Below are 12,029 nucleotides of genomic sequence, written 5' to 3'. Positions count from 1 at the left end.
TCCCCGACCGACGCTTCACAGCGACTCATTGCTGCTCCACCAATACCGGCTTCAGGTGAACGGCTTCAACGCTCCTGCCACCGTTCCGTCACGATCCGGAGCCGCCTGTGCTCTTCGGACATCAGTGAGGCGGCGGGGCTTCAGCAATACGATTCGAGCGTGCCGCGGCGGCGCACGTCGAGTGTCGCGCAGTGGAAGGCGCCGCCGAAGGGGCCGTAGCCGAGGAAGGGGCAAGGGATCGGGTCGAAGCCCCAATCCTTCAGGGCCTTGATCAGCGTCGGCTGGGACTGGTCGACGACCACCTTCTTGTCCGTCAGCGACAGGACGTTGATCGAGGTCCAGGGGGAGCACATCGAGATCTTCGCCATCACGCCCTCGACCGCGTCGGGGCGCGGCGCGACCAGGATGTCCCAATTCTTCAGCGCCGCCGGCAGGTTCTCGACGTCGCAATAATCCGGATTGACCAGCACCTTGCCGGGGGCGAGCGGCATGAAGGTCGAGTCGATATGCATGGGTTGCTTGCAGAGGCTCGGGATCTCGTGGATCCGGAAGCCGTCGCCGAGATGCCGGCGCAGCCATTCGACGCCGAAGCGGTTCGTCACGTTCGAGATCGTCACGAAGAGGTCGCGGCCGCAGCGCACGAAATCCGCCGCGTCGAAGACCGGCTCCCATTCGTTGATGGTGTAATGCATCGCCTCGCCCTTGGCCGGGATGCGGTAATCGTGGCGGTAGAGGTCGTCGAGAAGCTGCGGCCTCGGCGCCGAGGTCCAGCGTGCGCCGGCCCGGAAATATTCCTTGAACAGGGTCCGGTAGGCGTCGCCCTCGAAATAGCGGGTGCGCCAGCACATCGGGCTCTCGATGATCTCGTCGCCGACGACGAGATAGCCGTCGCGGGGGCAGGCCGTGCAGAAGCCGCGCGACGACCAGGCCGGTGTCGAGAACTTCGCCTTCCAGTCGATCACGTCCGGCCGGCGCACGGTGATGCCCTCGCCCTCCAGGATCGCGATGAAGGCATCGAGGTCCCTCTGGGCGAGCTTCCGCATCCAGGCGGGATAGCGGTAGCCGCCGACGAAGCGGTAGAGCTTGGCCGCGAGCGGCGGCAGGTTGAAGGTGACGGTGACGTGGTCGGACGGGATCGTCGCGCCTTCCAGCCGTCCGACGATCACCTCCTCGAGCGGGTCCCACTCGGTCCAGGACATCACCGTCGCGTTCGATGAGGCGGCCGGCAGGCGGACATCCTGGCGGGCGGAAGCGGGTGCGCCGTTGAGTGCGGCGGGGCGGTCTGGCATGTCGGTCGTGCGCATGGGCTTCGGTCTCGGGTCCTCTCGGGTCCCGCTCCGACCGGCCGCGAAACGGCGTCGGCGGATGGCCCGGAATGCGGGTCGGCGGCGCGCGCCGAGGTGAACCTCCGGCACGACGCCACCGGCATCCCCGCAGACGCGGGGATCAGCCGGGCCGGGTCCTATAGCAGAGGCCCTAACCAATCCAACCTTTTCAGGCGGGGTGTGGCGACAATTCGCGGGCATCGATACGGGGATTCGGCTAGAGGAGCCGAAAATACGGAATACTCGCCGCTGTCCCGCCGACGGCCGACCGGACGTCATGAAACGCTTCGCCCTCGCTGCATTCCTCGTCGGCGTCACGCTCTTCAGCGTGCTGATCGCCTGGTCCGGCTTCCACGATGTGAGCGCGGCCGTTCTCAGCGCCGGCTGGGCGACCGCCATCGTCGTGCTGGCTCGCGCGGTCGCGATCGTCGTGGAGGGGGTTGCCTGGCAGATGCTGTTCCCGCCCGGGCAGGGCCTCGGCACGAGCATCTGCATCCTTCTTCGGTTCGTGCGCGAGGCCGTGAACCAGCTTCTTCCGGTCGCGGCGGTCGGCGGCGACGTCGTGGGCGCACGGCTGGCCACCTTCTGGCGGACCGACGGCGCGCTCGCCGGGGCCACCATCTTCGCCGATGTCGCGATCCAGGCCGGGACGCAGTTCCTGTTCGCGGTGGCGGGCCTCGTGATCCTCTTCGTCCTGAAGGGAGACGGCGAACTGGTCCGCTACGCCGCGCTCGGGCTGGGGCTGGGGGCCGCCGGCATCGGCGCTTTCCTGTTCATCCAGGGACGGCAGGGATCGCGCTGGATCGGCGGCGCGCTCCAGCATGTCGGGGGAGGCCGCGACTGGGCCGGCGTGAGGCTGGTCGAGCGGCTCTGGGAGCGGCTCGGCGCCGTCTACGACCGTCCCCGTCAGGTCGCGGGCTCGGCGTTCCTGCATCTCGTCGTGTGGGTCTTCGGCTCGGTCGAGGTCTATGTCGCCCTGCACGCCATGGGCTATCCGATTACGGTCGCCGAGGCGATCGTGATCGAGAGCCTGGGCCAGGCGGTCCGGGGCGCCGCCTTCGCCATCCCGGGCGGGCTCGGGGTGCAGGAGGGCGGCTATGTCGCGCTCTGCGCTCTGTTCGGGATCCCGCCGGGTCCGGCTCTCGCGCTCTCGCTCGTGAAACGGGTGGCCGATCTCGTCCTTGGCCTGCCCTTCCTGGCCGTCTGGCAGGTGCTGGAAGGCCGGCACGCGCTGCGCGCAACGCCGCCCGTGCCCGATCCGGCGGCGAGCTCTTTCGTCGGCCGCGGCGGGTGAGCGTCCTCGGCGCTCTCTTCCTGCTGCCGGCCGGGATCGGCATCGTCTATCTCTGCCTCGCGGCCGTGATGGTCGCCCGCCTCTCCCTACGGCGAGCTCCTACCGTTGCGGCGGTGCCCTCGGTCACGATCCTGAAGCCGCTGCATGGCGCCGAGCCGGGGCTGTTCGAGAATCTCGCCTCCTTCGCCCGCCAGCATCATGCAGCGCCCGTCCAGATCGTGCTTGGGGTCCAGAACCCGGCCGATCCGGCCATCGCGGTCGCGCGGGAACTGCAGGCGGCCTATCCCGCGCTCCTGATCGACCTCGTGATCGACGGCCGGCAGCACGGGACGAACCGAAAGGTCTCGAACCTCGTCAACATGATGGGCGCGGCCCGGCACGAGGTCCTCGTGCTGGCCGACAGCGACATGCGGGTCGGGCCGACCTATCTCGCCGGCCTCGTCGCCGAACTCGCCCGGCCGGGCGTCGGCGCCGTGACCTGCCCATACCATGGGCTGCCGGTCGGGCATCTCTGGTCCAAACTGTCCGGGCTGGGGATCGACACGCATTTCCTGCCCGGCGTGGCGCTCGGAAGCGGCCTTGGCGCGGCCGAGCCCTGCATGGGCTCGACCATCGCGCTGCGCCGGGACACGCTCGACCGGATCGGCGGCTTGCCGGCGCTGGCCGACGCGCTCGCCGACGATTACGAACTCGGCGCGCGCGTGCGGGCGCTCGGACTTTCCATCGCGTTGACGCCCTTCACGATCGGGCATGTCTGCCCCGAGCGCTCGCTCGGGGAACTCGCCAGGCAGGAGCTGCGCTGGCAACGCACGGTGCGGCAGGTGGCGCCGGCCGGCCATCTGGGCTCCGTCCTCACCCATCCGTTGCCCTTCGCGATCGCGGCGCTCGCGGTCGATCCCGGCCCGGTGGCGGCCGGTATCCTTTTAACTGCGCTCGCAGCCAGGGTGGGGCTCTGCCTTGCCGTGGAGAGGGGTTTCAGCCTAAGGACGCATCCCTATTGGCTCGTGCCCGCACGAGATCTGTTGTCGTTCGCGCTGTTCGTCGCGAGCTTCCTCGGACGCGGCGTCAGCTGGCGCGGCTATCGCTACGAGGTGGCCCGGTCCGGCGCGCTCATCCCCAAGACGAGGCCCGACCCCCTATGATGCGGACCCTCTTCCTCCAGGCTCCCTCCTTCGACGGTTTCGATGGCGGCGCCGGATCGCGCTACCAGGCGCGCCGCGAGATCCAGTCCTACTGGTACCCGACTTGGCTCGCCCAGCCGGCCGCCCTGGTCGAGAATTCCAAGCTGATCGACGCGCCTCCGCACAAGACGACGCTCGCCGACGTCGTCGGCCAGGTGCGCGATTTCGATCTCGCCGTCCTCCACACCTCGACGCCCTCCTTCGCCTCCGACGTGAAGGTGATCGAGGCGATGAAGGCCGAGAACCCGAACCTCAAGGTCGGGCTCATCGGCGCCAAGGTCGCGGTCCAATCCGACGCGAGCCTCGCCGAGGCGCCGATCGTCGATTTCGTGGCCCGCAACGAGTTCGACTTCACCATCAAGGACGTCGCCGACGGCCATGACTGGTCCACGATCAAGGGGCTGTCCTACCGGAACGGCTCGGGCGTCGTGATGCACAACGAAGACCGGCCGGTCATGCACGACATGGACTCCCTGCCCTTCGTGACGCCCGTCTACAAGCGCGACCTGAAGATGGAGAATTACTTCATCGGCTACCTGAAGCACCCCTACATCTCGTTCTACACGGGACGGGGCTGCAAGAGCCGCTGCACCTTCTGCCTGTGGCCACAGACCGTCGGCGGGCACCGCTACCGGACGCGGTCGGTCGGGCACGTGATCGAGGAGGTCAAATTCGTCCTCCAGGCCTATCCGCAGATGAAGGAGCTTTTCTTCGACGACGACACCTTCACCGACGACCTGCCGCGCGCCGAGGCGATCGCGAAGGAACTCGGCAAGCTCGGCGTGATGTGGTCCTGCAACGCCAAGGCCAACGTGCCGCGCGAGACCCTCAAGGTGCTGAAGGACGGCGGGCTCCGGCTGCTGCTCGTCGGCTATGAATCCGGCAATCAGCAGATCCTGCACAACATCAAGAAGGGCATGCGGATCGAGGTCGCCGAGCAGTTCACCAAGGATTGCCACGAACTCGGCATCATGATCCATGGGACCTTTATTCTTGGCCTGCCGGGCGAGACGAAGGAGACCATCCAGGAGACGATCAAGTTCGCGACCCGGATCAACCCGCACACGATCCAGGTCTCGCTCGCTGCCCCTTATCCGGGTACCTTCCTGTACAAGCAGGCTCTCGAGAATGGCTGGCTCGATGCGGCCAATGCCGAGCTGATCAACGACAACGGCATTCAGATCGCGCCGCTCACCTATCCGGGCCTGTCGCACACGGAAATCTTCTCGTCGGTCGAGGATTTCTACAAGCGCTTCTATTTCCGGGTACCGAAAATCGCCTCGATCGTCGGCGAGATGGTCACCCAGCCCGACATGATGAAGCGCCGCCTACGTGAAGGGGTCGAGTTCTTCCGCTTCCTCAGGGAGCGCCGGGCCGTCGCCGCTTGATCTACTTGTCATTCCGGGGCGCCGAAGGCGAACCCGGAACCCATGACCAGACACAGATGCTTCCATAGGTACCGGGTTCTCGCCTTGCGAGCCCCGGAATGACGGGGGAAGCTCGATCCCTCGTCGTCACGGCCGACGATTTCGGCCTCGCGCCGCAGGTCAACGATGCCGTCGAGATCGCTCATCGCGACGGCATCCTGACGGGCGCGAGCCTGATGGTGGCGGAACCGGCCGCTGCGGATGCCGTTCTCCGGGCGAGCGCCCTTCCGGGCCTCGCCGTAGGCCTGCATCTGACACTGGTCGAGGGGAGGGCGGTGCTGCCGCCCGGCGAGATCCCCGATCTCCTCGGTCCTGACGGACGTCTCCGCACCGATCTTGCCCGCTACGGCACGGAGATATTCTTTCGGCCCTCGGTCCAGCGGCAGGTTGCGGCCGAGATCGCGGCGCAGTTCGAACGCTACAGGGACACCGGGCTTCCGCTCGACCACGTCAACGCTCACAAGCATTTTCACCTTCACCCGACGATCGCGCGGCTTCTCCTCGAGATCGGCCCGCGTTTCGGCATGCGGGCACTCCGCGTCCCGGTCGAGCCGCGCACGACCCTGCTGGCCATCGAACCCGGCGGCCGTCTCGGTGTCGAGGCCCGGCTCGTCGGCTGGTGGGCAATCGCGTTGCGGCAACGGGCCCGCGCCGCGGGTCTGGCGGTCGCCGACCAGGTCTTCGGCCTCGCCTGGTCGGGCGCCGTGGATGCGGGCCGCCTCGCGGGATTGCTCGAACGGCTTCCGCCGGGACGCACAGAGATTTACCTGCACCCGGCCCTGGCCGGCGGCTTCGACGGGCATGCGCCGGGCTACCGCTATGCCGACGAATTCGCAGCCCTCCTGTCGCCGGAGGTCGCCGAGGCGCTGGCCAGGAACGGCGCTGCGCGGTCGAGCTACGACGTCTGGGCCGGCGGCGGTTCGAAGGTCTCTCCGGCCTGATCCCTAGCGGGCGCAGACCAGCGTGAACGGTCCCGTTCGACATGTCGCCGACTTGCCGCCGGGCGCCTCCGCGTCGTCGAGCAGGATCGGTTGCGAGTCGGGCGGGCAGAAGGCCGACAGCAGCGTTTCGCCCGTCGCGCAGCGGGCGCGTGTCAGCACCTTGCGGAAGGTGCGGTAAGTCACTCTCATCCCGGCTCCCGGCAGGGTCGATTCGGAGGCGCTGACCTGGCCGTCCAGGGCGGCGCCCTGATCAGGCGGGGAAGGCCCGCCTTGCGCGGCCACGCTCCCGCCCCAACCGGTCGCGACAAGCGCGGCCATGGCGAATCTCAACTCCGACCGTCGCCTCACGGGATCCTCCTCGCCGCCCATGCTGCATCTCCGGCCGCTCTCTCCCGCCCCGATGACCGAACGGCCGGGGCCCCGCAACCTCCTCCGGGGATTCCTCGTCGTCGCGCTGGCACTCGTCGCAGTCGCCCCGGCCCGCGCCGTCGCGCCGGTCCCGGCCTCCGGCTGCCGCGCGCTCGCCCATGGCGGCGCGAGCTACACGATCTGCAGCTTCGACCTCCGCCGCTACGCGCTCAAGCTCTTCCTCGGCAATGCCGACGGCCAGCCCTATGGCAGCCTCGCCAATCTGGCGCGCTCGCCCGCGGGCGCCAATCTCGCGATGGCGATGAATGCCGGCATGTATCATCACGACCTCTCGCCCGTCGGCCTCTATGTCGAGGACGGGCGGCAGCTGAAGCCCGCGAACCAGGCCGCGGGGCCCGGCAATTTCCACATGAAGCCGAACGGCGTCTTCTACGTCGCGGAGGGCCGTGCAGGCCTTCTCGAAACCGGCGCCTTCCTGAAAAAGCGTCTCCGGGCGACGATCGCCACGCAATCCGGCCCGATGCTGGTCATCGACGGGCGGCTCCATCCCCGCTTCTCCGACGAGGGCCCGTCCCGCAAGATCCGGAACGGGGTCGGGTTGCGGGACGCCAACAGCGTTGTCTTTGCGATCTCCGACGAACCGGTCAGCTTCGGGGCCTTCGCGCGCCTGTTCCGTGACGAACTCGGCTGCCGCAACGCCCTCTTCCTCGACGGCTCCATCTCGGCGCTGCACGCCCCTGCGCTGGGCCGCACCGACATGTCGCTGAAGCCTCTCGGCCCGATCGTCGGCGTCCTCGCCAAGTGACGAGGGGAGGGCTCTCGCCCGCATGAGCCACGACCTCCGGATCGGGACGGCCGGCTGGGCGATCCCTCGTGCGGTCGCAGACCGCTTCGCCGAGACCGGGAACTCGCTCGCGCGCTATGCGGGCCGGTTCGGCGCGGCCGAGATCAATTCGAGCTTCCACCGACCGCATCGGCCCGGCACCTATGCGGGCTGGGCGGCCTCCGTGCCGGACGGCTTCCGCTTCGCCGTGAAGGTCCCGAAGACGGTGACGCACGGCCTCAAGCTCGTGGACGCCGGGGCCGAACTCGAGCGTTTCGTCGGGGTAATCCAAAATCTCGGCCCGAAACTCGGGCCGCTTCTCGTCCAGCTCCCGGCGAGCCTCGGCTTCGACGAAGCGGTCGCCGAGTGCTTCTTCCGGCAGTTGCGCGACCTCTGCCCCGGCCCGATTGTCTGCGAGCCGCGGCATCCGACCTGGTTCGACGAGCCGGCCGACCACATGCTGCGCGACCTCGGCGTGGCCCGCGTCGCGGCCGATCCCGTCCGGACTGGCACGAGCGCCGAGCCCGGTGGGTGGCCGGGCCTCGTCTATATCCGCCTGCACGGCGCGCCCCGGATGTACTATTCGGACTACGTTTCGGACTATCTGTCCGGACTGGCCGAGCGTCTCCGCGGCGCCACGGTCGAGACCTGGTGCATGTTCGACAATACGGCTTCGGGCGCCGCCTGTGCGAACGCACTCGACTTGCTGGCCATCCTCGACGCCCGACCCACGGACGGAGCCTAGGACGAAGAAGGGTTGGAGCGGGTGAAGGGAATCGAACCCTCGTCATCAGCTTGGAAGGCTGTTGCTCTACCATTGAGCTACACCCGCTGATCGGGCGGGACGCCATGGTGGGGGAAGTAGGACTCGAACCTACGAAGGCATAGCCAGCGGATTTACAGTCCGCCCCCTTTGCCGCTCGGGACATTCCCCCGTCACAGGCGCACGCGCGACCATGTCCCGGAACCTGACGGCGCCGGGAGGCGGGGTTATGGTGAGCGGTCCCGAGGGTGTCAACCCGACGGCCGCCGGCGCCCCTGGACAATGGGCGAGGCGTCCCCGATGACCGTCGGATGAAGAAAGATCACCGCCCCGGAGACGATCGCGCCGGAATGCCGGGCACGAGGTCGGCCGGAGCCCGCATGCGGGGCGCGCCGGCCGACGGCCACGAGGTGGTGCTCTACGGCTTCCACCCGGTTGCCGAGGCGCTCGCCAACCCCCGCCGCCGCATCCGTCGCCTGCTCCTGACGGAAAATGCGGCGGTGCGGCTCCGGACCGAGCATCCCGAACTGGCATTCGAGCCCGAGATCGTCCGGGCCGACGCCATCAGCCGCCTCGTCGAGGCGGATGCGGTCCACCAGGGCTTCTATCTCGAGGCCGACCCGCTTCCGTCCCTCGATCTCGACGATCTCGGGCCCGACGCGCTCGTCCTCGCGCTCGACCAGATCACCGACCCGCATAATGTCGGGGCGATCACCCGCACGGCCGCCGCCTTCGGGGTCGACGCCATCATCACCACGAACCGACACAGCCCCTCCGCCACGGGCGTCCTGGCGAAGGCCGCCTCGGGCGGGCTCGAACACGTGCCGGTCGTGAGCGTGCGCAACCTTTCCGACGCGCTGATCGTCCTCGGGAAACGCGGGTTCCGGCGGATCGGGCTCGATTCGGAGGGCGACACGCCGCTCGGCGCGGTGCCGCCGGGGCGTCCGGCCGTGGTCGTGCTCGGCGCCGAAGGCCGCGGCCTGCGCCAGCGCACGCGCGACAATTGCGACGTCGTCGCTCGGCTCGACATGCCGGGCGCCGTGAAGAGCCTCAACGTCTCGAATGCGGCGGCCGTCGCGCTCTATGCCCTGTGCGGCCCGGGCTCCGAGCCGGTCAGCGGAGACGCGTGACGCGCGGTCCGGAGGACACCACGCCGCTCTCGCCCGTGGCATCGTCCGACCGTGCCGCGACCGCGCGGCCGGAGCGGCGCGAACTCGCGCCCACGCGCGAGGATTTCGGCGCTATCACGTAGATCGCGGGCGGCAGGACGGCGGGAGCCGGAATGCCGGCCGCGACCGGCAGCCCCGGCTCGCGCGGAAGCGGGAGGCGCGGCGAGGCGTAGCCGGCGTCCCCGTAGGCGAGGCCACCGTAGGCACCGGCGAAGCCGTAGCCGCCGAAGCCGGCCAAGCTGTAGCCCTCCCGGCCAGGACCGCGACCATGTCCAAACCGACGATGCTGGCCGAACCGGCCGGCGCCGCGAAAGCCGCGGCCCTCGAAGCGCAGGAAGCCGGCTTGTCGGCCGAAGCGGGCGCCGTACCCGGCCCGCACGCCTCCGGTCGGCCGGGCCGCGAAACCGGGCCCTGCAAACCCGCGGCTTCGCGCGGACGCTTCGGCAAGTCCGGCCAGGACGAGGCCGGAGGCGGCGACGGTCAACAACACAAGGCGGGACAATACAGGCCGCATAGCGACACCCCTCTGGTCCGGCCTCCTCACCGCAACCTTAGCACCACGACTCCGCATCACACGAACGCCGACGTTAGACCTAGGTTGCACGACGAAATGCCGAGGCGATCCCCGTCGACGCGCTGCGATGCCGCGCCTATGGCTGCGACATCGCGTCCCGACTGGTTCGGGGCGACGTTCCGGCGCGCGCAAGACCCGTCGGACACGAACGAGAGATGGAGGGCGCCACCATGGCTGTTGCAGCCGCGACCACGACACAAGCAGCCCAGAGGCCGATGACGAAAGAGGAGAGGAAGGTCATTCTGGCCTCCTCGCTCGGAACGGTCTTCGAGTGGTACGACTTCTACCTCTACGGGTCGCTCGCCGCGATCATCGCCAACCAGTTCTTCTCCGCCTTTGACGTCACGACACGAAACGTCTTCGCGCTTCTCGCTTTCGCGGCAGGCTTCCTGGTTCGTCCATTCGGCGCGCTCGTCTTCGGCCGCATCGGTGACCTCGTCGGCCGGAAATACACCTTCCTGATCACCATCCTGATCATGGGCGTGTCGACATTCATGGTCGGGCTCCTGCCGTCCTACGCCCAGATCGGCTGGATCGCTCCGGTTGTCCTCATCATCCTGCGCATGCTTCAGGGCCTCGCGCTCGGCGGAGAATATGGCGGCGCGGCGGTCTACGTCGCCGAGCACGCGCCTCCCGGTCGGCGCGGCTTCTACACGAGCTGGATCCAGACGACGGCGACAGTCGGTCTTCTGCTGTCCTTGATGGTCATCCTCGCGCTTCGGGTGTTCATGGGTGAGGCCGGCTTCACCACCGGCGAAGGCTGGCCGATCGCCGGCTGGCGCATCCCGTTCCTGCTCTCGGTCGTGCTGCTCGGGATCTCGGTCTGGATCCGGCTTCAGCTGAACGAATCTCCCGCCTTCCAGAAGATGAAGGACGAGGGCACCCGCTCCAAGGCGCCGCTGACCGAAGCCTTCGGCCAGTGGAGGAATGCGAAGGTCGTGATCTTCGCTCTCCTCGGCCTCGTCGCAGGTCAGGCCGTGGTCTGGTACACGGGCCAGTTCTACGCCCTGTTCTTCATGCAATCGATCCTGAAGGTCGACCTCTTCACGGCCAACGTCCTGGTCGCGTGGTCGCTGATCCTCGGCACCGGCGGGTTCATCCTGTTCGGATGGTGGTCGGACATCATCGGCCGCAAGCCGATCATCCTCGGCGGCTGCCTCATCGCGGCGATCACCTTCTTCCCGCTGTTCCAGGCCCTGACGAACGTCGTGAGCCCGAAACTGTCGGCAGCGCTCGACAACGTGAAGGTGCAGGTCGTCGCCGACCCGGCCGTCTGCGGCTCGGTGTTCGATCCCGTCGGCATCCGGACCTTCACCGAACCTTGCGACATCGCCCGGGTGGCTCTGGCTCGCGCGGCCGTGAAGTACGAGCTCGTGCCGGGGCCCGCCGGCACTCCGCCGAGAGTCACGTTCAATGGCAAGGACGTGCCGATCTCGACCGGCACGCCGGCGGCTGCGGCCGTGCCCGCGGCCGGCACGACGGCCGCCACCCCGGCCCGTCCAGCCGTCTCTGCGCTCAACGCCAACATCGCCGGGTTAAATCGGGCGGCCATCGATGCCGGCTATCCTCAGGGTGCGGTTTTGGCCACGGCCACTGCTCCCGCCCGGCCAGGCGACCCGAGCATCGTGAAGGTGGACGGCTTCTTCTCCGCGCTGTTCAACTGGCAGGCGTTGAAGGCCATCCTGATCCTGACGATCATGGTCCTCTACGTCACGGCGGTGTACGGGCCGATCGCCGCCGCCCTGGTCGAGTTCTTCCCGACCCGGATCCGGTACACGGCGATGTCGCTGCCCTATCACATCGGCAACGGCTGGTTCGGCGGCTTCCTGCCTCCCACGGCCTTTGCCATGGTGGCGGCGACCGGCGACATCTTCTACGGCCTCTGGTACCCGGTCGTGATCGCCCTGATGACCTTCGTGATCGGTCTTCTGTTCGTGCCGGAGACCAAGGACCGGGACATTTTCACCTACGAGGGCGAGCGCCGCTAACAGCAATTACTTCACTACCCAGAAATGCCGAACCCCGCCCTCGTGGCGGGGTTCTTCGTTTCCGGCCTCTTTCCCGGAGCGGCCCCCGCATGGTAGCCCGGCACCGCGCGGGACGCCGGCTTAGCTCAGCGGTAGAGCAGCGGTTTTGTAAACCGAAGGTCGGGGGTTCAATCCC

The 12,029-nt window shown here is 68.3% G+C and carries 11 protein-coding genes and 2 tRNA genes; 8 read left to right on the top strand and 5 right to left on the bottom strand.

Annotation, left to right across the window (positions count from 1 at the left end; genetic code table 11):
- Positions 1-140 precede the first annotated feature (140 nt).
- Positions 141-1,199, bottom strand: coding sequence for an amidinotransferase (locus ACFE87_RS15395; RefSeq protein WP_375460572.1), 1,059 nt, complete (start codon positions 1,197-1,199; stop codon positions 141-143).
- A gap of 403 nt (positions 1,200-1,602) precedes the next feature.
- On the opposite strand from ACFE87_RS15395, the gene ACFE87_RS15390 reads away from it, so the two are divergent.
- From ACFE87_RS15390 to hpnK, 4 genes are all read left to right on the top strand, one after another.
- Entirely contained in the window at positions 1,603-2,619 is a 1,017-nt protein-coding gene (locus tag ACFE87_RS15390) for a lysylphosphatidylglycerol synthase domain-containing protein (RefSeq protein ID WP_375460529.1), read from the top strand.
- Positions 2,616-3,761 carry a bacteriohopanetetrol glucosamine biosynthesis glycosyltransferase HpnI gene (hpnI, locus tag ACFE87_RS15385; protein WP_375460528.1) on the top strand — a complete coding sequence of 382 codons (1,146 nt, stop codon included), beginning with the start codon at positions 2,616-2,618 and terminating at the stop codon, positions 3,759-3,761. Before ACFE87_RS15390 ends, hpnI begins: the two co-directional genes overlap by 4 nt.
- A complete protein-coding gene (gene hpnJ, locus ACFE87_RS15380; protein WP_375460571.1) occupies positions 3,761-5,188 on the top strand; it encodes a hopanoid biosynthesis associated radical SAM protein HpnJ in 1,428 nt (475 codons plus the stop codon). The genes hpnI and hpnJ overlap by 1 nt, the downstream gene beginning before the upstream one ends.
- A 98-nt stretch (positions 5,189-5,286) precedes the next feature.
- A complete protein-coding gene (hpnK, locus tag ACFE87_RS15375) occupies positions 5,287-6,168 on the top strand; it encodes a hopanoid biosynthesis-associated protein HpnK (RefSeq protein WP_375460527.1) in 882 nt (293 codons plus the stop codon).
- Between the two features lie 3 nt (positions 6,169-6,171).
- Here the strand turns inward: hpnK and ACFE87_RS15370 are convergent, their stop codons facing one another.
- Positions 6,172-6,486: a hypothetical protein gene (locus ACFE87_RS15370; protein ID WP_375460526.1), complete on the bottom strand. Its 315-nt coding sequence runs from the start codon at positions 6,484-6,486 to the stop codon at positions 6,172-6,174.
- A gap of 82 nt (positions 6,487-6,568) precedes the next feature.
- On the opposite strand from ACFE87_RS15370, the gene ACFE87_RS15365 reads away from it, so the two are divergent.
- A complete protein-coding gene (locus ACFE87_RS15365) occupies positions 6,569-7,342 on the top strand; it encodes a phosphodiester glycosidase family protein (RefSeq protein ID WP_375460570.1) in 774 nt (257 codons plus the stop codon).
- 22 nt (positions 7,343-7,364) lie between these two features.
- Positions 7,365-8,105 carry a DUF72 domain-containing protein gene (locus ACFE87_RS15360; RefSeq protein WP_375460525.1) on the top strand — a complete coding sequence of 247 codons (741 nt, stop codon included), beginning with the start codon at positions 7,365-7,367 and terminating at the stop codon, positions 8,103-8,105.
- Between the two features lie 13 nt (positions 8,106-8,118).
- On the opposite strand, the gene ACFE87_RS15355 is transcribed toward ACFE87_RS15360, so the two are convergent.
- Positions 8,119-8,192, bottom strand: a tRNA-Gly gene (locus ACFE87_RS15355).
- An 18-nt stretch (positions 8,193-8,210) separates the two neighbouring features.
- Positions 8,211-8,295 (bottom strand) — tRNA-Tyr (locus ACFE87_RS15350).
- A 178-nt stretch (positions 8,296-8,473) separates the two neighbouring features.
- Here ACFE87_RS15350 and ACFE87_RS15345 point away from each other — a divergent pair.
- Positions 8,474-9,253: a TrmH family RNA methyltransferase gene (locus ACFE87_RS15345; protein WP_375460524.1), complete on the top strand. Its 780-nt coding sequence runs from the start codon at positions 8,474-8,476 to the stop codon at positions 9,251-9,253.
- Here the strand turns inward: ACFE87_RS15345 and ACFE87_RS15340 are convergent.
- Positions 9,237-9,782, bottom strand: coding sequence for a hypothetical protein (locus tag ACFE87_RS15340; protein ID WP_375460523.1), 546 nt, complete (start codon positions 9,780-9,782; stop codon positions 9,237-9,239). The genes ACFE87_RS15345 and ACFE87_RS15340 overlap by 17 nt on opposite strands.
- Before the next feature lie 254 nt (positions 9,783-10,036).
- On the opposite strand from ACFE87_RS15340, the gene ACFE87_RS15335 reads away from it, so the two are divergent.
- Positions 10,037-11,854 carry an MFS transporter gene (locus ACFE87_RS15335; RefSeq protein WP_375460522.1) on the top strand — a complete coding sequence of 606 codons (1,818 nt, stop codon included), beginning with the start codon at positions 10,037-10,039 and terminating at the stop codon, positions 11,852-11,854.
- The last annotated feature ends 175 nt before the right edge of the window (positions 11,855-12,029 follow it).

The organism is uncultured Enterovirga sp. (assembly GCF_964242715.1).
GTDB lineage: Bacteria > Pseudomonadota > Alphaproteobacteria > Rhizobiales > Beijerinckiaceae > Enterovirga.
The sequence above is the reverse complement of the archived record's forward strand: the minus strand, read 5'-3'. Positions and strand labels throughout refer to the sequence as shown.

Bases quoted from the DNA above. Each gene is read 5' to 3' on its own strand.
- ACFE87_RS15395 (WP_375460572.1), bottom strand. From the start codon at position 1,199: ATGTCCTGGACCGAGTGGGACCCGCTCGAGGAGGTGATCGTCGGACGG.
- ACFE87_RS15390 (WP_375460529.1), top strand. From the start codon at position 1,603: ATGAAACGCTTCGCCCTCGCTGCATTCCTCGTCGGCGTCACGCTCTTC.
- hpnJ (WP_375460571.1), top strand. From the start codon at position 3,761: ATGCGGACCCTCTTCCTCCAGGCTCCCTCCTTCGACGGTTTCGATGGC.
- hpnK (WP_375460527.1), top strand. From the start codon at position 5,287: ATGACGGGGGAAGCTCGATCCCTCGTCGTCACGGCCGACGATTTCGGC.
- ACFE87_RS15370 (WP_375460526.1), bottom strand. From the start codon at position 6,486: ATGGCCGCGCTTGTCGCGACCGGTTGGGGCGGGAGCGTGGCCGCGCAA.
- ACFE87_RS15365 (WP_375460570.1), top strand. From the start codon at position 6,569: ATGACCGAACGGCCGGGGCCCCGCAACCTCCTCCGGGGATTCCTCGTC.
- ACFE87_RS15360 (WP_375460525.1), top strand. From the start codon at position 7,365: ATGAGCCACGACCTCCGGATCGGGACGGCCGGCTGGGCGATCCCTCGT.
- ACFE87_RS15345 (WP_375460524.1), top strand. From the start codon at position 8,474: ATGCCGGGCACGAGGTCGGCCGGAGCCCGCATGCGGGGCGCGCCGGCC.
- ACFE87_RS15335 (WP_375460522.1), top strand. From the start codon at position 10,037: ATGGCTGTTGCAGCCGCGACCACGACACAAGCAGCCCAGAGGCCGATG.